An 18,132-nucleotide genomic window follows, 5' to 3' on the forward strand; every position below is an offset into this window, starting at 1 on the left:
TGACGCTTGCCCACAGGAGAACCGCCAATTGGTCGAACGCCGCCAGTTCAGTGGGGCCATGCAGAGGCGCAACCTGCGCTATCTCGACGGAGAGTCCCGGGAGCCCGGCCGTCTCGCGCGGGTAGGCTTCCTGCTGCTGGAGCACTTCTCCCTGCCGGCCTTCACCCAGGCTCTGGATACTCTGGTCACCGCCAACCTCATCCGCGCACAGACCTTCGCCACCCAGACCTTCAGCCTCGACGGCGAGTCGGTCACCAGCGACCTGGGCCTGGTGATCTGCCCCGGCACGACGCTGACCTCGGCGCAACTCGCCGAGCTCGACCTGCTGGTGGTCTGCGGTGGCTTGCGCACCTCGCTGCGCGCGATCCCCGAGCTGACGCGCCTGCTGCGGATCGCCGCCGACCGCGGCATCGCCCTCGCCGGCCTGTGGAACGGCGCCTGGTTCCTCGGCCAGGCGGGCCTGCTGGACGGCTACCGTTGCGCCATCCACCCGGAGAACCGCGCGGCGCTGGCGGAGATCGCCCGGCACAGCGATGTCACCAGCGAGAGCTACCAGGCCGACCGCGACCGCCTCACCGCCGCCAGTCCCACCGGCGCCTTCAACCTGGTACTGGAGTGGATCAATGTGCGACACGGCCGCGAACTGGTCGATGCCATTGTCGACATCCTGGCCTTCGAGGAGTCCCGCTTCCGCCGCACTCGCCCGGCACTGCACGAGAAGCTCAGCGAGCCATTGCGCGAGGCGATCAACCTGATGAGCGCGAACATCGAGGAACCGCTGAGCCAGGACCAGCTGTCGAACTACGTCGGGCGCTCCAAGCGGCAGATCGAGCGACTGTTCCAGGACCAACTGGGCACCACGCCGGTACGCTATTACCTGGAGCTGCGCATTACCGAAAGCCGTCGCCTGCTGCAGCATTCCAGCCTGCCGATGTACGAGGTGGGGCTGGCCTGCGGCTTCGTCTCGCCCAGCCATTTCAGCAAGTGCTACACGTCCTTCTACGGCTACTCGCCGTCCAAGGAGTCGCGCTTCGGTTGCGTGAAGGCGGTGCGCACAGGGGAGCGGTTGTAGAGGCACGCTTCGCCAACCGGGCCGGCGCCTGGTCGCTAATATGGCCCATTAGCACACCAGATCATCGAAAACGTCGCACCCAGCGCTTCTGGCAATAAAAAACCGCGCCCTGGGGCGCGGTTTTTCATCCTGCTGGAAGCAATCGACCGATCAGCCCAGCGGCGGCGTGCTCGGCGGCACCAGGCGCTTGGAGCCGGTGGCCTCGAAGGCCGCGGCAAAGGTCAGCAGCGCCGAGTCGTCATAGGCGCGACCGGCGAAGGTCAGGCCCACCGGCATGCCGATGTCGGCCATCACGCCCATGGGCACGGTGACGGTCGGCACGCCCAGGTGACGGATCGCCAGGTTGCCGTTGGCCACCCAGATGCCGTTGCTCCAGGCGATGTCGGCCGACTCCGGATTGACGTCGGCGTCCGCCGGGCCGACATCGGCCACGGTGGGGAACAGCACGGCGTCCAGCCTCAGCCCGTCCATCCAGTCTTCCAGATCGAGCTTGCGGGTCTTTTCCAGGCCACGCAGGCCGTCGGGCAGGGTCTCGATCTGGTCCCAGGTCTTCAGGCCGCGCTTGGCCATGTTGACGTACTCGTCCATGCCGGCGACCAGGTCGTCCTCGCGGTTGGGCAAGGTGCCCGGATCGTGCGGGAATATCTGCGGACCATCGACGTCGGCCAGCTTGTTCAGCTTGGGGTCGCCGTTGGCGCGCAGGAAGTCGTCGAAGCCCCAGCCGGACAGCTCCCACAGTTCATCGTGGAGGAACTCGGGGGATACGATGCCGCGGTTGAATACGGTCGGCGCGCCGGGACGGTCGCCTTCGCAGTTGGAGACCAGCGGGAAGTCCACTTCGACGACTTCGGCGCCGGCGGCTTCCAGGGCCTTGCGGGCCTGTTCCCAGAGGTCGATGACCGAGGCGCGGGTGTTGATGCGCTGGCCGGTCGGGCCGCCGATGCCAGGCTTCTCGCTGGTGCCGGCCAGTTCGTCCTTGTTGATGAACATGCGCGGCACGCCCAGGCGCTTGCCCTTGAGGGCTTCCGGGCCTGCGGCGAGGTCCAGGTAGGACGCCGGGCGCACTTCGGAAACGGCAGGAATCGGCACCCACGGCTGCAGGCGCCACAGGTCGCCACGCTTGTCGGCGTCTTCGGCGACGACCACGTCGAGCACTTCCAGCAGGTCGGCCATGGTGCGGGCGTAGGGCACCACCACGTCCATGGTCGGGGTCAGCGGCCAGTTGCCACGCACCGAGATCACGCCACGGGACGGGGTGTAGGCGCACAGGCCGTTGTTCGAGGCTGGGCCGCGGCCGCTGGACCAGGTTTCTTCCGCCAGGCCAAAGGCCGAGAAGCTCGCGGCAGTCGCAGTGCCGGCGCCGTTGGAGGAGCCGGAGGCGAAGGGCGCGGTGAGGAACTTGCGGTTGTACGGGCTTTCAGCACGGCCGTAGACGCCGCGCTGCATGCCACCGTTGGCCATGGGCGGCATGTTGGTCTTGCCCAGGCAGATGGCGCCGCCGGCGCGCAGGCGCTCGACGGTGAAGGCGTCGCGGTAGGCGATCAGGTCCTTGAAGGCCGGGCTGCCGGAAGCGGCGGTCAAGCCTTTCACCAGGTAGCTGTCCTTGGCGGTGTACGGAATGCCGTCCAGCGGGCCGAGGGTTTCGCCACGGGCGCGGCGGGCGTCGGAGGCTTCGGCTTCCTTCAGGGCCTCGGGGTTGCGCACGACCACGGCGTTGAGCTTGGTCGGGCCATCGTAGGCATCGATGCGCGCGAGGTAGGCCTTGACCAGTTCGACCGCGGTGGTGCGGCCCGACTCGAGGGCTTCACGCAGCTGCGCAATGGAAACTTCGGTTACCTCGATCATGCTTTCACCGTCGGCTGAAGGTTGGTGGGAAGGGACAGGTCTGCGTCGCGAAGGACCCAGACGGCGCAAGTCGGAAAATGCGTGTTCATCTCGATTCTCTTGTACTTCTGTTACGCGACGGGAGTGAGTTTACCGTCGGCCGGCGGCGTCGTTCAGCGCCCGGCGGACAAACCGGATGCGCATCCTGGGCAAGGCAGGGCGAATACAGCCACCAGGGCGCACACACTGGCATGTCCGATCAGAATACACAACACGCGTAAATTAAAAAAAACGCCCGCCGAGCGCGGACTCGACGGGCGAGATACGGGTGCCGGGGGAAGCACCCTTGGAGAGTGAATCAGCGAAAGCCCGAAGGCAGACGCTGGCGCAGGCTACTCGCCGCCTGCCGGCGCTGGGCGGGTCGCTGGGGGGGAGCGATCCGCTCGAAGACGTATCAACCTCTACAGATCATCAACCGTGCTGCGAGCACTGGTAGGCGGCGTCCAGCAACTCGCCCTTGTCCTGCCAGGCGCTGCGCTGGAAGGCGCTGAAATGGTTACCGCCGGCGATGGGGGTCACCTGGACGATGCCGCTGGCCTGCAGCGGATCGGCGCTGCCGGTGAGCAACTGGCGGGTGGTGCCGCGGTCGCTGACGAACGTGGCGGTGCCGGGAGTCAGCCTGCCGTCGACGCAGTTGAGGTAGGCGCTGCTGTCCTGGGCAGTCATGCCACCGAGGCTATCCCAGCTCAGCTGGCTTTCGGAGGTCGCCGCGCAGCCGGTCAGGCTTGCCACCGCCAGCAGCAGCGGACCAAGGGCGATACGGGCAGCCGGGCGATTGGCGGTGGGGCGCTGGGTGTTCATCGAATCTGTCCCTTGCTCGGTTCATCGATCTCGTGGGGCAGATAGTCAGCCGCGCCCGGCCCGCGCACCACTCGATTGCATCGATAGTGAAGCTCGACGGCATTGATGGTTGCGCGCCGCTGCGCAGGAAGTTCGAACCCTCCCCGCCCTGGCCGGTCGCAAATCAGGAAGCCCCCGACTTTCCAACCCCGGAGGACATACCATGAGCTACGACTGGGACCTGATCGAACGCTTGCTGCTGCGCGCTCAGGAATGCGCCGACCAACCCTACAAGGCTCGCGAATGCGGCGAGGAAGTGGCCGAGCAGCACCGGCTGCAGGGCGAGCCGGTGGAGGGCAGCACGGATCATCTGAAGAAGGTCGCCGGCGACCTGGAGGGCGATCTCTACGCCAACGGCTATATCCAGGAGCGCCCGCGCGAGCACGGCGGCACCGGCAACAACTTCGAGCTGACCGAACGCGGCACCGAGCTGCTCACGCTGATCAGCCGCAGCTTCCCGGACCACCTGGTATTCCGCCAGCTGCTGGACGAGCAGGGCGAGGCGGCGCTGCTGCCGGAATCCTTCGACCGGCTGGCCGAGCGCGCCACCCGCGACCGGGTGAACGATCGACCGGAGCGCTGAAGGCTCAGGCGGCTGGCAATTCCATGACCATCTCGTGCCACGCCATGCCGCCATGGTCGGACGCCGACGGCTTGACGTAGCGGTAGCCGAAGCGCTCGTAGAGCGGCACGTGGCGGTCCTTGCACATCAGGTGGATGGTGCGCTTGCCCAGGCCCGCCATGCGTTCGACGAAGGTGCGCATCAGCAGCGACGCATAGCCTTTGCCCTGCTGCGCCGGGTCGATCACCACCGACATGATCACCACGTTGGGCGCCGCCGGATCATGGCCGATGAGTTCCTTGAAGCCCTCGTCGGACATCACCACGTCGAACGCGCAGCCACTGTTGATGAAGCCGATGATCTCGCCGTCCAGCTCCATGATCAGGAAGCCTTCGGGATATTGCGCGATGCGCGTGGCGATCTTCTCGTGCGTCGCCGCCTCGTCGCCCTCGTAGGCGGTGGTTTCGATCGCGAAGCAACGGTCGGTGTCGGCGGGAACGGCGGTGCGGAAGGTCGGAGCGGTCATGGGGAAATCCTGGCAGAGCAAAACAGGACGGCATGGTAAAGAAACCCGGCCGTCCCGTCTCGCCGCCCTGCCCTGCGGCCGGTTTCAGCCCTGTGGCAGGCGCGCGATCACCTTGATCTCGAAATCGAAGCCGTAGAGCCAGGTCACGCCCACCGCCGTCACCGTCGGATAGGGGGCTGCGCCCCAATAGTCGGCGGCGACCTGCCAGGCGCGCTCGAAATTCGCCTGGGGGTCGACCATGAAGATCGTCACGTCCATCACGTCATCGAAGCTGCAACCGGCGGCGTCGAGGATCCCGTTGAGGTTTGCGAAGGCACGCCGCACCTGGGCATCCAGCCCGGCCTCGGGCGAACCGTCCTCGCGGCTGCCAACCTGACCTGAGACGAACAGCAGGCCGTTGCTGCGGATCGCCGGGGAATAGCGGTTGCGTTCATAAAGAGCCTGGCGGCCGGAAGGGAAAACCACGTCACGTGTACTCATCTGCTTGCTCCAGCGAGGGGCGCGATGGCCCCGGTTCAACGATGGAGGCAGGTTACGGCGCGCGGGGGCAGCGATAATCGGGCAACACTGGTCAGCATTGTTTGTAGAATCCAAACAATCAGCCCCTCTCAACGCCCTCCTTCCTGGGTCAGCCGGAGCCGCCATGGACCGTTTCGATGCGATGCAAGCCTTCGCCCGCGTGGTGGAAACCGGCAGCTTCACCAAGGCCGCCGACACCCTGCACATGAGCCGCACCAGCGTGACCCAACTGATCCAGCAGCTGGAGGCGCGCCTGCGCGTGCGCCTGATCAACCGCACCACGCGCAAGCTCAACCTCACCGCCGACGGCGCCGCCTACTACGAGCGCGTGGTGCGCCTGCTGGCGGACATGGACGACGCCGAGACCAGCCTCTCCAGCGCCGCCGCCCTGCCTCGCGGGCGGCTGAGGGTGGACGTGCCCAGCCCGCTGGCGCGCATCCTGCTGATCCCCGCGCTGCCGGGCTTCCACGCGCGCTACCCGGACATCCAGATCGACCTGGGCGTCAGCGACCGCATGGTCGACCTCATCGATGAAAATGTGGATTGCGTGGTGCGCGGTGGCGAACTCACCGATCAATCGCTGATGGCCCGGCGCGTCGGCGACCTGCAGTTGGGGGTCTTCGCCGCGCCTTCCTACCTGCAGCGCGCCGGAATGCCGGAACACCCGCGTGACCTGGAGAACAGCCAGCAGCGCATCGTCGGTTACCTCTGGGCGCGCACCGGCAAGCCGTTGTCGTACGCGCTGCACAAGGCGGGAGAGACCGTGCAGGTCCAGGGGCGGCCGGTGCTGACCGTGGACGACGGCAACGCCTACCTTGCCGCCGGTATCGCCGGCATGGGGGTGCTCTGGCTGCCGCGCTACATGGCCGACGAGGCCGTGGCGCGCGGCGAACTGGTGGAGCTGTTCGCCGGCTGGACGATGGAAACCATGCCGCTGTTCGTGGCCTTCCCGCCCAACCGCCACGTCAGCGCGAAGCTGAGGGTGTTCATCGACTGGATCGTCGAGCTGATGGCGCGGCACGCGCCGGTGGCCCAGCCCCGACTCTAGACAGCGCAGCTTCAACCCAGGCGCATGGACAATTCCACGTCATCGGCAAAGGGAATCGACAGGTAGCGCCCGCCCGGCAGGCGGACCTCCGCCAGGTACTCCGCGCTGTAGTCGGCGTTGTCGGCGATGACCAGCGCACCGGGCCGCAGGCGGTTTTCCACCAGGGCGAGGACTTCCGGGTAGAGCGCCTTGGCGCCGTCGAGCAGCAACAGGTCGATGCTCTCAGGCAGGTCGCGGGCCAGCGTCTGCAGTGCATCGCCCTCGCGGATTTCCACCAGGTCGGCCACGCCACCCGCGACCAGGTTGGCCTGGGCGCGTGCCACTTTCGAAGGCTCGAACTCGCTGGTGATCAGCCGGCCGCCGCCGTTGTCGCGCAAGGCAGCCGCCAGGTGCAACGTCGAAATACCGAAGGAAGTGCCGAATTCGACGATGTGCCTGGCGCCGATGCTGCGCGCCAGCATGTACAACAGCGCAGCGGTTTCCCGCGAGACGGGCAGCGGCTGGTCCCTGAGCTGGCCGTAGAGCTCCCGATACTGGGTCTTGCTCTGCATCAGGCGCGTCAGCGCGGCCTGGTCGAGATTGGCGAAGGCCGGGCTGGACTGGGGAGAGGCCGCATCAGCTTCCTCGAAGAGGCGTTGCAGCAGGGGTGCCAAGGGGGCAGAAGTGAGGGTCGTCATGGTGGTCTCCGGATAGGGGATTGAGCGCGAAAAAGCGCCCGACTAGAATGCGACGAATTCGTCAGGTTCCACTATTCGCATTGCCGGAGAGCCCCATGCCCGAACGCCGCAGCCCGCGTATTTCCACGCGCAAGGAGCCGAAACAGGCGCGCTCCAACGACCTGGTGACGGCCATTCTGGATGCCGCTGTTCAGGTTCTGGAGAAGGAAGGCGCCTCGCGTTTCACCACCGCGCGCGTGGCCGAGCGCGCCGGCGTCAGTGTCGGCTCGCTGTACCAGTACTTCCCGAACAAGGCGGCGATCCTGTTCCGCCTGCAGAGCGACGAATGGCGGCAGACCACCGAGATGTTGCGCGGCCTGCTGGCGGACGAAACGCAGGCGCCATTGCAGCGCCTGCGCAACCTCGTCCATGCCTTCATCCGCTCCGAGTGCGAAGAGGCGCGCATGCGCATCGCCCTGAGCGATGCCGCCCCGCTCTACCGCGATGCGCCGGAGGCCCGCGAAGCCAAGGCCGTCGGCGAGGGGATTTTCCAGGCGTTCATCGCCGAAGCCCTCCCGCTCGCTCCCGCAACCCAGCGCACGCTGGCTTGCGAGTTGATCACCACGACGCTCGGCTCAGTGGGCAAGCAGTTCTCGGAAAGCCCGCGCAGCGCCGAGCAGATCGATGCTTTCAGCGATGCGCTGGCAGATATGTTCTGCGCCTACCTGAAGAGCCTCATGCAGTAGAGGCTTAACCCCGGCACTCCACCAACTGCGCCTCGGCCTTGGCGCCCGGCATCATCGCCTGCAACCCGGCGATCAGTTGGTCGCCCGCCTCGCGCAGGGCTTCCAGCGGCATCTGCGGCAGGCTTTCGAGGATGAACCACATCTGCTGCGCGTCGGCGTCCAGGCGGGTGCGCACGCCCTGCCGCCAGTTCCAGCGGCGACAGGTGACACCGAGGTCGTCACGCCAGATGACTTCGCCGGATTCGGGCGATTCGTGGGCCGGCGCGCCGTCCTTCATGGTGTCGAAGAGTTCGTTGCCGTCGGCGATCACCAGGCGCGGGGTTCCGGCGTAGGCGGCGAGGTTCTCCCCACCCACCGGAATCGCGAACTGCACGCTGATGGCGTTGTACAGGTCCACCACCGGATCGATGACCGGCAGGCTGCCGTCACGCAGTACACGCTTGCGCAGCGCCTCCGCCGAGCAGGGCGTGCGCTGAGGCTTGGCACCAAAACGGCGGAACACGTCGGCCCACGCCGCCAGGTGTGCCTCGGCCCAGGCCGGCTCACCCGCCAGGAGAGCCGCGCAGGCTCGCTGCAGGGCCTGCTCGGCCACCGCCGGGTGGCGGATCGGCGCGGCCTCGACCGTGATGCTCAGGGCCCGAAAGCCGGGGGCGATGGCGGCGATGGCGGGGGCAATGCGAGGCGTGACGGGATGCATGGCGAAATCCTTGGTGTACAGCGAATGCGGACGATCAAATTGCCCATCTCAGCGGCGGACGAAGTTGCGCTTGTGGTAGTCGCCCCAGGCAACGGACAGGGTTTTCAGCAGGCAAAGCAAAGTGGTCCATCTGGACCTCATGGGAATGTCTCCGGAGTCGGTGGGCACGAAGGCGCCGGGCAGCAAGCCTGGCCAGGCTATTTCTACCGGGAAGGCGCCGACGCTGCCATGAAATCCCCGAATGAAGTATTAGCCAGGCTTATGCAAGCTCTCAAAAATCAGCCCAGCTAATCCGCAATGCTTTAGTCGAACTGAACTGTCGGGCCACAGAAATCGTGCATTGAAGTGCGCCCCTGCCAGCGGTGAGATGGAGAAGGACATCAGCATCCTGACCGACATCCAGTTCACGGATGGGCGCGGTTACGGCTACTGAGGCCTGCGCCCAAGCCGCCTTTTGCAGACTCACCCAAGCCACAGCGCTCCCGGGTTGAGCACTACTCACCAACCGACAGCAACCACTCGATGAACGCCCGGACCTCCGGGCGTTCCCGCTTCGCCTCGGGGCAGACCACGTAGTAGTTGTGCACTGCCGCCACCGAGATCGGCGCCGGACGCACCAGCCGGCCTTCGTCGAGGTCGCGCTGTGAAACCGTCTCGTCGCTGAGCGCCACGCCGAAGCCAGCGCGCTGACCACGCTCTTCTGCAGCGCTCGCCCACTGGCGGTCAGCCCCAACTGGCGGCCGCGCTTCTCGAACAGCTCCACACCCAGGCCGGCCTGCAGCGCCTTGACCGGCTGGCTGACCGCGCCGCTGGTGACGTGCAGTTCGATGGCAGCCGCCGCCAGGCTGCCCAGGCGGGCCACGCTTTCGAACACCCTGAAACTGTGCAGTGGCGGGAGGGCCACCTTCTGAAGCAGTCCTGCGCAAATCGTGACGGACGGTTATAGCAGGAGCGGCCTTCACCCGGGAATGCAACGCGCTCCAGGCACCTCTGGCCCGCAATTTGCGAAGTCCTGTGTCCAGGTGGGTGCAAAGAAGCTTGCGGCGCTTTGCATGCAGCCAACTGGTGCTTTTGGATTCAAGAATGCACACATTTTGGGCAGAGCATATCGAGTCAGGATTTCATGCATAACGCTGATTACAGAGCCATCTCAACGGAAAAGGCACCTAACCACCCGGTCAGATTCCGGACCATTGGACGCAAAAATGTATACAAACCAGTGGATATTTCCCACGAACTTTGTCTACAGTGGCCGCACAACAAAAACAAGCGAGTCCTCAGCCATGAATGATCGTTCAGCTGTAGCGTCCGCCGGCGCACGCCCGGAAGACGAGAACCTCGGAATCGGCGCCAACCTGGCGTACGGCCTGCAACACGTTCTGACCATGTACGGCGGTATCGTCGCCGTACCCCTGATCCTCGGCCAGGCGGCCGGGCTCTCCCCCAGCGAAATCGGCCTGCTGATCGCCGCCTCGCTGTTCGCCGGCGGCCTCGCCACCCTGCTGCAGACCCTCGGCATCCCGTTCTTCGGCTCACAGATGCCGCTGGTGCAGGGCGTATCCTTCGCCGGCGTCGCCACCATGATCGCCATCCTCGGCGGCGGCTACGAGGGCGGCGGCCTGAATGCCGTGCTCGGCGCAGTCATGGCCGCCTCGTTCATCGGCTTCCTGATCACGCCGATCTTCTCGCGCATCACCAAGTTCTTCCCGCCGCTGGTGACCGGCATCGTCATCACCACCATCGGCCTGACGCTGATGCCGGTGGCCGCGCGCTGGGCCATGGGCGGCAACCCCAAGGCACCGGACTTCGGCAGCATGGCCAACATCGGCCTGGCCGCGCTCACCCTGGTGATCGTCCTGCTGCTGAGCAAACTGGGCAGCGCGTCGATCTCGCGCCTGTCGATCCTGCTGGCCATGGTGATCGGCACCCTGATCGCCGCCGCCCTGGGCATGACCGACTTTTCCCGCGTGGCCGAAGGTCCGATGGTGGCCTTCCCGGCGATCTTCCACTTCGGCATGCCGACCTTCCACATCGCCGCGATCCTGTCGATGCTGATCGTGATCATGGTGACCCTGGTGGAGACCTCGGCGGACATCCTCGCCGTGGGCGAGATCATCGGCACCAAGGTCGACTCCAAGCGCCTGGGCAACGGCCTGCGCGCCGACATGGCGTCGAGCATAGTGGCGCCGATCTTCGGCTCCTTCACCCAGAGCGCGTTCGCCCAGAACGTCGGCCTGGTGGCGGTGACCGGCGTCAAGAGCCGCTACGTGGTAGCCACCGGCGGCCTGATCCTGGTGACCCTCGGCCTGCTGCCGGTGATGGGCCGGGTGATCGCCGCGGTGCCCTCCTCCGTGCTGGGCGGCGCTGGCGTGGTGCTGTTCGGCACCGTGGCGGCGAGCGGCATCCGCACGCTGTCCAAGGTCGACTACCGCAACAACATGAACCTGATCATCGTCGCCACCTCGATCGGCTTCGGCATGATCCCGATCGCCGCGCCAAGCTTCTACGAGCACTTCCCCAGCTGGTTCGCCACCATCTTCCACTCGGGCATCAGCTCGGCGGCGATCATGGCCATCGGCCTCAACCTGCTGTTCAACCACTTCAAGACCGGCAACTCGGACCAGCAGTCGGTGTTCGTCGCCGCCGAGGAACGCACCCTGCGCTACCGTGACATCGCCGCGCTGAACGAGGGTGACTACTTCCAGAACGGCAAGCTGTTTGACGCCGAGGGCAACGAAGTACCGGTAATCGTCGACGATCACGACCACGACGAGCACCACGCGCCAGCGACCAGACCGCTCAAGCGCGAGACGGTGAACAGCAGCGCCTGATACTCAGTCAGACGTCCATGAAAAAGGCCCCTTCCGGGGCCTTTTTCATTCAGGGCGCCTGTTCCTGCTGCAGGGCCTGATCGATCAGCCGCCAGGTCTTCGGCCCCACTATGCCATCGGCCACCAGCTCGTGGCGGCGCTGGAACTCCCGCACCGCAGCTTCGGTCTTCGCGCCAAAATGGGCGTCCTCATCGGCACCACAGGCACGCTGGACAAGGCGCACCAGGTCACCTACCGCACCGCGCCGCAAGGTCGGCCGCGGTAACTGACCAGGCACCGTATCCGACTCCAGGGCCGGGATCATCGGACGCAGGATCGCCTTGCCATCGAGTATCTCGCGCACCCTCGTGCGAAATGCCTCCATGTCGAAGGTCGGATCGTTCTTGCGCCCATGCGGCAGGGCGTACTCCTTGTGGCCGGCGCAGGCCTGTTCGTCCTGCTTCAGGTGCTTGAGAATGGCCGCGACACCGCGCTGGTAGCTGTCCATCTGTACATCGCTCCAGGCTTCATCGAGCCCGGTATTTTCCGCCTCGATGCCGATGAAGCTGCTGTTGCCGGAACTTAAGCCTTCCCAGCTTCCCTTGCCGGCATGGTTGCAGCGGCCGGCGGCGATCACGTAGTAGGTGCCGTCACGCCCGAGCCCCAGCTGGGCCAGAGGCCCACTGAGGTCACGGCGCCCCTCGATCAGGGTCTTCAGGCTGGGCATATTGCCGCGCAACGGGCCAGCGGTGTGATGGCAGATCACGCCATGCACCTGCCCCATATCACCCACCCCGCGACTGCTCCAGCCGTCCACACGGGCGACTTTCAAGCCGGCGGCTTCGAGCACGTCCGGCAACCAGGTCAACGCGTAGTTCATGCTTGGACTCCTCCGGTAGCGGCGGGCAGGTCCTCGTCCGCGGTTTCCTCTTCGATGGGGCAATCGCAACCGTCGATCTCAACCTCCGGGTGCAGCATGACGACGCCAGGCGCCGACAGCCCCACCGGCGCCGCGAGCGGCGGCGCGGCAGCCTCCAGCAACGGCAGCATCAGCGGCGCCGAGGCGCCTCCCCCCGGAGGCGGATTGACTACCACCAGGCTCAGTTGGCGGCCCGTCAGCAGGTCCTCCTCCAGCAGCTGCACCGCCAGGCGAGTGCTGTCGCTGACGGTGGTTTCACGGCTCACGCCGTTGACCTGGACGACGGCGCCGCGCACGAAACCGCCGCCCTGCAGGCAGACATGGAGGGACTGGGCATCCACGGCGCCAGGCTGTGCGTCGGTCAAGGTCGGCACGGGATTGCCCAGACCGTCGCGGCGCTTGTCGCTTTCACGGGTACGGAACAGGGTGTCGAACAGCTCGCCCAGCTTGTCGGTGGCCTGCTTGGCGAACATACCGGCAAGGCATGCCATGCCCACCAGGCCGTAGAGGTTGACGTTGACCACACCGTCATCGGCAGCCGCCGTGGTGCCGACGGTGAGGAATCCGCCGCGGATGACCAGGTAGAGCATCAGCGCGAGGATCATGCCGATAAAGGGCTTGAGGATGTACCACCAGATCCAGCTGGCCATGAAGCGGTCGTTGCCGACGAAGTCGCCGAACGACTTGGCGATATGCACGAAGCTGCCCAGGCCGCCCGCGACCATAACCATTACCAGCAGCCGGGCATCTGGGCCAGGGCACCAGCCGAGCAGGCATTGCGCGCCAGCATCGCCTTCGACACCGGCCAGCGGGAACTTCGGGTAGTGCTGCGGCCACAACGACACCAGCAGCCAGGCCAGCAGAAGGGAAAGGAAGATCAGGCCAGCGCCCATCGTCCATATCTGCAGACGATTCGCGCGACGGGTCCGGGGGCGTGTGTCCATAGTGGCTCCGGGCAACGAGGGATGGAAACGATCCCTGTCGCGAAGCGCCACGGCATGCGCCCAATGCTCCAACCACGGGCGCCTTCCGCGCATTCGCACGGCTGACAGTCCAGCTCACGTTAGCGCAGCGCAAAGGCTCTGCAAGGGGGCTTTGCGGATAAATTCGAGCGTATTGCCAACGTTACGTTGCAGCGCTGAAACAGCTGCTGTTTCAGCGCTGAAATCAAGCCGCTTCGGTTTCCGCGCCCGGCGCGTCCAGTAGCTCGATAAAGGCCCGCAGCGCCGGCGTATCGGTGCCGCGCCGCCAGAACAGCCAGGTCGTCGCATCGGCATGCTGCGGCGCCAGCCGGTGGATCGCCACGTTGCGACCGCCGGCCAGGCTGTCGAACATCCCCCGCGGGATGATCGCCACGCCGCCGCCCGCCGCGATGCAGGCGAGCATGCCGTGGTAGGACTCCATCTCGACGATCTTGCCCGGCACCACCCGGTGTTCGGCGAACCAACCCTCCAGGCGCTTGCGGTAGGAACAGGTATCGCGGAAGGCGAATACCGTCTCCCCCGCCACGTCCCGCGCGTCATGCACCGGCGCATGGTGCTTGGCGCTCATCAACACCAGCTCTTCTCGGTACACCGGCTGGCCGTCCAGTTGCGGGTGGTTGGCCGGGCCGTCGGCGAAGGCGGCGATGAAGCGGCCGGAGAGCACGCCGTCGATCATCTCCCCCGACGGGCCGGTGGACAGGTCCAGCTGTACCTTGGGGCAATTCTGGTGATAGCGAGCGAGCATCTCCGGGATGCGCACCGCCGCCGTGCTTTCCATCGAGCCCAGGGAGAACCCGCCGTGCGGCTCGGCGCCCACCGCGACCTGCCTGGCTTCCTCCACCAGATCGAGGATGCGCTCGGCGTAGTCGAGAAAGCTGCGCCCGGTTGGCGACAGACGCAGGCGCAGCTTCTCGCGGATGAACAGCTCGGTGCCCAGCTCCGCTTCCAACTGCTTGATCCGCGTGGTCAGGTTCGAAGGCACGCGGTGCAGACGGGCCGCAGCGGCGGTGATGCTGCCTTCGGTGGCGACGGCGCGGACGATTTCCAGCTGGGTCAGGTCCATCATTCTCTCCTGGAGAAAGAGTCTTTCTTGATTATTCATTTTACATGAATGGTTCGACATCTTAATTTCAGCGTCATTCCGGAGCCAGTGCGACCGGACGAACCGCCTCCTACAGAACAAGCAGGACTCACCATGAACCAGATCGCCGCCATCCCCGCTGCCATCTCCCGCAGCCCCGCCACCGGCCAGGAACTGGCCCGCTACACCTTCGAAGACGCCGCCCAGCTGGAAACCGCGCTGGCCCGCACCGACGCCGCGTTCCGCCAATGGCGCGACACCGGCATCGCCGAACGTGTCGCCGTGCTGCGCAAGATGGCCGAGGTGCTGCGCGCCAACGTCGAGCCGATGGCTCGCATGGAAGCGCAGGAAATGGGCATGCCGGTCACCCAGGCCCGTGGCGAGATCAACAAGTGCGCCAATCTCTGCGAGTGGTACGCCGACAACGGCCCGGCCATGCTCGAAGACGAGAAGACCAGCATCGACGGCGCGTACATCTCCTACCTGCCGCTGGGCCCAGTCCTGGCCGTGATGCCGTGGAACTTCCCCACCTGGCAGGTCATGCGTGGCGCGGTCAGCATCATCCTCGGCGGCAACACCTACGTGCTCAAGCACGCGCCCAACGTCATGGGCTGCGCCTATCAGCTGCGCGACGCCTGGCTGCAGGCCGGCCTGCCGGAAGGCGTGTTCGAGGTGCTGAACGTCGAGCCGCCGCTGGTCTCCAAGGCCATCGCCGATGACCGTATCGCCTCCATCGCCGTGACCGGCAGCGTCGGCGCGGGCGCCGCCATCGCCTCCCAGGCCGGTGCCGCGCTGAAGAAGTGCGTGCTGGAACTGGGCGGCTCCGACGCCTTCATCGTGCTCGCCGACGCCGACCTCGACGCCGCCGTGAAGGCTGCCGTCGCCAGCCGCTTCGGCAACTGCGGCCAGGTGTGCATCGCCGCCAAGCGCATGATCCTCGAAGAATCCATCGCCCCGGCCTTCACCGAGAAGCTGCTGGCTGCGGTGAAAGCGCTGAAGATCGGCGACCCGCTGGCAGACGACACTTTCGTCGGCCCCATGGCCCGCTTCGACCTGCGCGACGAGCTGGACGGCCAGGTACAGCAAGCCATCGCCGACGGCGCCACCCTGCTGCTGGGCGGCCACAAGCTCGACGGCGAAGGCAACTACTACGCGCCGACCGTGCTGGCCAACGTGCAGCCGGGCAACACCGCGTTCAAGAAGGAAATCTTCGGCCCCGTCGCCTCGCTGATCGTCGCCCGCGACGCCGAGCACGCCCTGGAACTGGCCAACGACAGCGAGTTCGGCCTCTCCGGCGCGATCTGGACTGCCGACAAGGCCAAGGCCCAGCACATGGCCCGTCGCCTGGTCAGCGGTGGCGTGTTCATCAACGGCTTCTCCGCTTCCGATCCGCGCGTACCGATCGGCGGCGTGAAGAAAAGCGGCTTCGGTCGCGAACTGTCGCACTTCGGCCTGCGCGAGTTCACCAACCCGCAGACCGTTTGGATCGACCGCAAGTAAGCCGCTCTGAAAGCAGAAGGCCCCTCTATCGCCAAGCGGTAGCGGGGCCTTTTTCATGGGCGATGTGCCGTGCGTTTCGTTCAAGGCAGAAGGGCCTTTGCAGGGGCAGACTTCTTGCTCGCGAACCGGACCGAAGTCCGTCATCAAGCCGTAGGGCGCATAACCTGGAACAGGTTATCCGCCGGCTCATCCTTCGGCGGATAACGCTTGCGCGTTATGCGCCCTACAAGAACTTGAGGCGCTTCTGCATCAGGGCTTGGCCGCGCCCTTCTTCAGCTGCAGGAGCTCACGGGTGCTATGCCGGAGATTCTCGGCCAGGCTGCCCTGCTCGTTGAAGCAGTCCTCGACGAGCCAGCCGCCTGACGTGCGATGCAACAGCAGGCCAAGGTCGCGGTCCTCCCCGGTCAGTGCATCCTTGAGCACCACCCGGGCCTTGATTCGCTCATCGTCCACCGGCGCAAACTCCAGCGACTTCACCTTGATATCGCCCCAGTCCTGGCAATCGCATAGCGGGTCGCCACCCAGGTAGCCCAGCTCGCCATCGGCGGCGTCCTGGTCGGCCTTCATCAGGGCGATCAGCGAGGCATCGTAGACGTCCTCTTCCTTCAGCGACGGGTTCGGCACGCCCGGCCCGTCCGGCGAATAGCTGGCGTACAACTGGCGCAGGAAGCGTTCCGCGCTGGCGGTGTCGACCGCCGACGTCGAAGCCGCGAGCGAGGTATCGAAGAGCGTCAGCAGGATCAGCGACAGGGCAAAGGCGGATCGCAGGAAGGCCATGGGATTCTCCATCGGGCAGCCGTACATCATCGCCCGGCGCAGCCTCGAAAATCCGTGAAGTGGTTAAAGCTGCGGGCGATAGCCCTGGGCGAGCAGCCAGCCCTGGAAGGCTCGACGCCGTTCCGGCGGCAGGTCCGCCAGCACCTGGGCTTCCGGCTCCGCGCGCAGCCGCCGTAGCCAGGGCGCCAGTTCCAGGCCGTCGAGGTGCCAGATGCCCAGCGGCTGATCGGCGCTGACCACCACTTCCGCCTCATCGACGAACTCGCCCTTCAGGACCGGTGCACGCTCGATGCGCAGGCTGGCGAAATCCGCAGGCACGTGGCTCGGCTGCTCGTCCGGCCACCCGCGGCGAGCCTGCCAGAACGGCTGGCCACTCCATTGTTCTTCGCTGGCATAAAAGTCACGGCCAACGCGGGCGAAGCGCAGGAACAGCTGCTCGACCCGTTGCCGGTGGAAGCGCTTGGCCAATTCAGCCCGCTCCGGCGCGCGCAGCAGCGTGTTGATCACCAGCGGCGCCTGCAAGGCCGAGGACAGCGACTGGAAGATGCCATTGCCCGACAACGGATCCACCGCCATCGCCGCATCGCCCACGCGAATCCAGTTATCGCCGCAAGCCTCCAGGCAGAGGATCGCCGTGCTGCTGCGGGCGTGCAGGTCCAGTTCGCGCTCCTCGGCATCCCCGAAAAGTTGCCGGACCAGCCTCGACGCGCGGCGGCGCTCGCGGCAGTAGTCCAGCAGTTGCTCGCGGGGCGGCAGTTGGCTGCTGGCGACGTCCAGGGTGAGCTGCCAGTAGCAGCGCCCATCCTCCAGCCGCGCCATCCACGCCCAGCCGTCGGGCAGACTCTCCACCGCTGTCGCCAAAGGACCGGGCTCGCCCCGCCAGCGATTCAGCAGGCTGAGGGTTTCCGGGCCGCGCCGGGCCTTCTGGCCCTTTTGATTCAATGGTGCCTGGCGGCCGCGGGCTTCGACGAGGAAGGCGCCCTGCACTACCCGGCCGTCATCCAGCGTCACGCGCCAAGCAGCGCCGTCTTTCTCCACTGCCAGCACCTGCGCTTCGATCAGCTCGACACCGGCTTGCGCCATATCCTCGCGCAGCCCGGCATCGAAGCGCGGACGGTCGAGGATGCATTCGATGTTCTGCGCGCTTTCCACGCCGTTCCAGTGCACGCGACGCTGTGAGGGTGGCGCGGCGCACTCCAGCGCATGCCGCAAGCCGGCATTGCGCAGGCCTTCGAGTACGCGCTGGGAGACACCTTCGACGGCGGCGAAGCGGCGCCATTCGCTGATCACTGTGACGGGATGACCGAGACGGCGCAGGCCGAGGGCGACGGCGGCTCCGGCGGGGCCGGCGCCAAGAATCAGGATCGGGCGTTCACTCATGCTACGGAGGCCCTCACCCTAGCCCTCTCCCAGAGGGAGAGGGGACTGATCGGCGTGCATGGGGATTTCTGCTCACGCCGAGGGCTGCAGCAAAGTCTCAGAACTGAACGCCTGCAGAGGACGGCTCTCTCC

18 protein-coding genes and 1 pseudogene are annotated in these 18,132 nt (G+C 66.2%); 6 read left to right on the forward strand and 13 right to left on the reverse strand.

Features of this window, described 5'->3' with window-relative positions; translation table 11 throughout:
* Window positions 1–58: 58 nt before the first annotated feature.
* A complete protein-coding gene (souR, locus tag PNI01S_RS26695) occupies window positions 59–1,072 on the forward strand; it encodes a GlxA family transcriptional regulator (protein ID WP_089285853.1) in 1,014 nt (337 codons plus the stop codon).
* Between the two features lie 150 nt (window positions 1,073–1,222).
* Here the strand turns inward: souR and PNI01S_RS26700 are convergent, their stop codons facing one another.
* Both PNI01S_RS26700 and PNI01S_RS26705 read right to left on the reverse strand, forming a co-directional pair.
* Entirely contained in the window at window positions 1,223–2,917 is a 1,695-nt protein-coding gene (locus PNI01S_RS26700; RefSeq protein ID WP_084359750.1) for an amidase, read from the reverse strand.
* Window positions 2,918–3,367: 450 nt separating this feature from the next.
* Window positions 3,368–3,757, reverse strand: a complete 390-nt coding sequence (locus PNI01S_RS26705; protein WP_235376348.1) for a hypothetical protein — start codon at window positions 3,755–3,757, stop codon at window positions 3,368–3,370.
* Between the two features lie 202 nt (window positions 3,758–3,959).
* Between PNI01S_RS26705 and PNI01S_RS26710 the strand changes: the two genes are divergently transcribed.
* Window positions 3,960–4,379, forward strand: coding sequence for a hypothetical protein (locus PNI01S_RS26710; protein ID WP_024765580.1), 420 nt, complete (start codon window positions 3,960–3,962; stop codon window positions 4,377–4,379).
* Window positions 4,380–4,383: 4 nt separating this feature from the next.
* On the opposite strand, the gene PNI01S_RS26715 is transcribed toward PNI01S_RS26710, so the two are convergent.
* Together PNI01S_RS26715 and PNI01S_RS26720 are read right to left on the reverse strand one after the other, a co-directional pair.
* Entirely contained in the window at window positions 4,384–4,884 is a 501-nt protein-coding gene (locus PNI01S_RS26715; RefSeq protein ID WP_065084116.1) for a GNAT family N-acetyltransferase, read from the reverse strand.
* A gap of 84 nt (window positions 4,885–4,968) precedes the next feature.
* Window positions 4,969–5,364, reverse strand: a complete 396-nt coding sequence (locus PNI01S_RS26720) for a RidA family protein (RefSeq protein WP_037012222.1) — start codon at window positions 5,362–5,364, stop codon at window positions 4,969–4,971.
* A gap of 163 nt (window positions 5,365–5,527) precedes the next feature.
* Here PNI01S_RS26720 and PNI01S_RS26725 point away from each other — a divergent pair, with 163 nt between their 5' ends.
* Entirely contained in the window at window positions 5,528–6,451 is a 924-nt protein-coding gene (locus PNI01S_RS26725; RefSeq protein WP_084359751.1) for a LysR family transcriptional regulator, read from the forward strand.
* An 11-nt stretch (window positions 6,452–6,462) separates the two neighbouring features.
* Here the strand turns inward: PNI01S_RS26725 and PNI01S_RS26730 are convergent, their stop codons facing one another.
* The gene (locus PNI01S_RS26730; RefSeq protein ID WP_037012220.1) at window positions 6,463–7,128 is read right to left on the reverse strand and encodes an O-methyltransferase; all 666 of its coding nucleotides are present in this window, start codon (window positions 7,126–7,128) and stop codon (window positions 6,463–6,465) included.
* A gap of 95 nt (window positions 7,129–7,223) precedes the next feature.
* Here PNI01S_RS26730 and PNI01S_RS26735 point away from each other — a divergent pair, with 95 nt between their 5' ends.
* On the forward strand, window positions 7,224–7,853 hold the full coding sequence (locus PNI01S_RS26735; RefSeq protein WP_084359752.1) for a TetR/AcrR family transcriptional regulator: 630 nt from the start codon (window positions 7,224–7,226) through the stop codon (window positions 7,851–7,853).
* Window positions 7,854–7,857: 4 nt separating this feature from the next.
* Here PNI01S_RS26735 and PNI01S_RS26740 read toward each other — a convergent pair whose 3' ends face one another.
* The 3 genes and pseudogenes from PNI01S_RS26740 to PNI01S_RS28720 form a co-directional block, all read right to left on the reverse strand.
* Window positions 7,858–8,550 (reverse strand): B3/B4 domain-containing protein, encoded by a 693-nt coding sequence (locus PNI01S_RS26740; RefSeq protein ID WP_084359753.1) that lies wholly within the window; start codon window positions 8,548–8,550, stop codon window positions 7,858–7,860.
* A gap of 494 nt (window positions 8,551–9,044) precedes the next feature.
* Window positions 9,045–9,221 (reverse strand): LysR substrate-binding domain-containing protein, encoded by a 177-nt coding sequence (locus tag PNI01S_RS28715; RefSeq protein WP_226046402.1) that lies wholly within the window; start codon window positions 9,219–9,221, stop codon window positions 9,045–9,047.
* Window positions 9,222–9,319: 98 nt separating this feature from the next.
* Window positions 9,320–9,454, reverse strand: a pseudogene (locus PNI01S_RS28720) (LysR family transcriptional regulator); the annotation flags it as partial.
* A 379-nt stretch (window positions 9,455–9,833) separates the two neighbouring features.
* On the opposite strand from PNI01S_RS28720, the gene PNI01S_RS26750 reads away from it, so the two are divergent.
* A complete protein-coding gene (locus PNI01S_RS26750) occupies window positions 9,834–11,381 on the forward strand; it encodes a nucleobase:cation symporter-2 family protein (protein WP_024765586.1) in 1,548 nt (515 codons plus the stop codon).
* Window positions 11,382–11,430: 49 nt separating this feature from the next.
* On the opposite strand, the gene PNI01S_RS26755 is transcribed toward PNI01S_RS26750, so the two are convergent.
* The 3 genes from PNI01S_RS26755 to ptrR all read right to left on the reverse strand — a co-directional run bounded on the left by PNI01S_RS26755 (window position 11,431) and on the right by ptrR (window position 14,325).
* The gene (locus PNI01S_RS26755; protein ID WP_084359754.1) at window positions 11,431–12,240 is read right to left on the reverse strand and encodes a peptidoglycan recognition protein family protein; all 810 of its coding nucleotides are present in this window, start codon (window positions 12,238–12,240) and stop codon (window positions 11,431–11,433) included.
* Window positions 12,237–13,223 (reverse strand): choice-of-anchor Z repeating domain-containing protein, encoded by a 987-nt coding sequence (locus tag PNI01S_RS26760; protein WP_024765588.1) that lies wholly within the window; start codon window positions 13,221–13,223, stop codon window positions 12,237–12,239. Before PNI01S_RS26760 ends, PNI01S_RS26755 begins: the two co-directional genes overlap by 4 nt.
* A 223-nt stretch (window positions 13,224–13,446) precedes the next feature.
* Complete coding sequence (gene ptrR, locus PNI01S_RS26765) at window positions 13,447–14,325, reverse strand: putrescine utilization regulator PtrR (protein ID WP_024765589.1); 879 nt, start codon at window positions 14,323–14,325, stop codon at window positions 13,447–13,449.
* Between the two features lie 132 nt (window positions 14,326–14,457).
* On the opposite strand from ptrR, the gene PNI01S_RS26770 reads away from it, so the two are divergent.
* On the forward strand, window positions 14,458–15,843 hold the full coding sequence (locus PNI01S_RS26770) for an NAD-dependent succinate-semialdehyde dehydrogenase (protein WP_024765590.1): 1,386 nt from the start codon (window positions 14,458–14,460) through the stop codon (window positions 15,841–15,843).
* Between the two features lie 249 nt (window positions 15,844–16,092).
* Here PNI01S_RS26770 and PNI01S_RS26775 read toward each other — a convergent pair whose 3' ends face one another.
* A complete protein-coding gene (locus tag PNI01S_RS26775) occupies window positions 16,093–16,620 on the reverse strand; it encodes a DUF3828 domain-containing protein (RefSeq protein WP_038803153.1) in 528 nt (175 codons plus the stop codon).
* Between the two features lie 63 nt (window positions 16,621–16,683).
* Window positions 16,684–18,000 carry a flavin-dependent monooxygenase QhpG gene (gene qhpG / locus PNI01S_RS26780; RefSeq protein WP_084359755.1) on the reverse strand — a complete coding sequence of 439 codons (1,317 nt, stop codon included), beginning with the start codon at window positions 17,998–18,000 and terminating at the stop codon, window positions 16,684–16,686.
* Window positions 18,001–18,132: the final 132 nt, after the last annotated feature.

Origin of the sequence: Pseudomonas nitroreducens NBRC 12694 (assembly GCF_002091755.1) — a bacterium.
Taxonomy (GTDB): Bacteria; Pseudomonadota; Gammaproteobacteria; order Pseudomonadales; family Pseudomonadaceae; genus Pseudomonas; species Pseudomonas nitroreducens.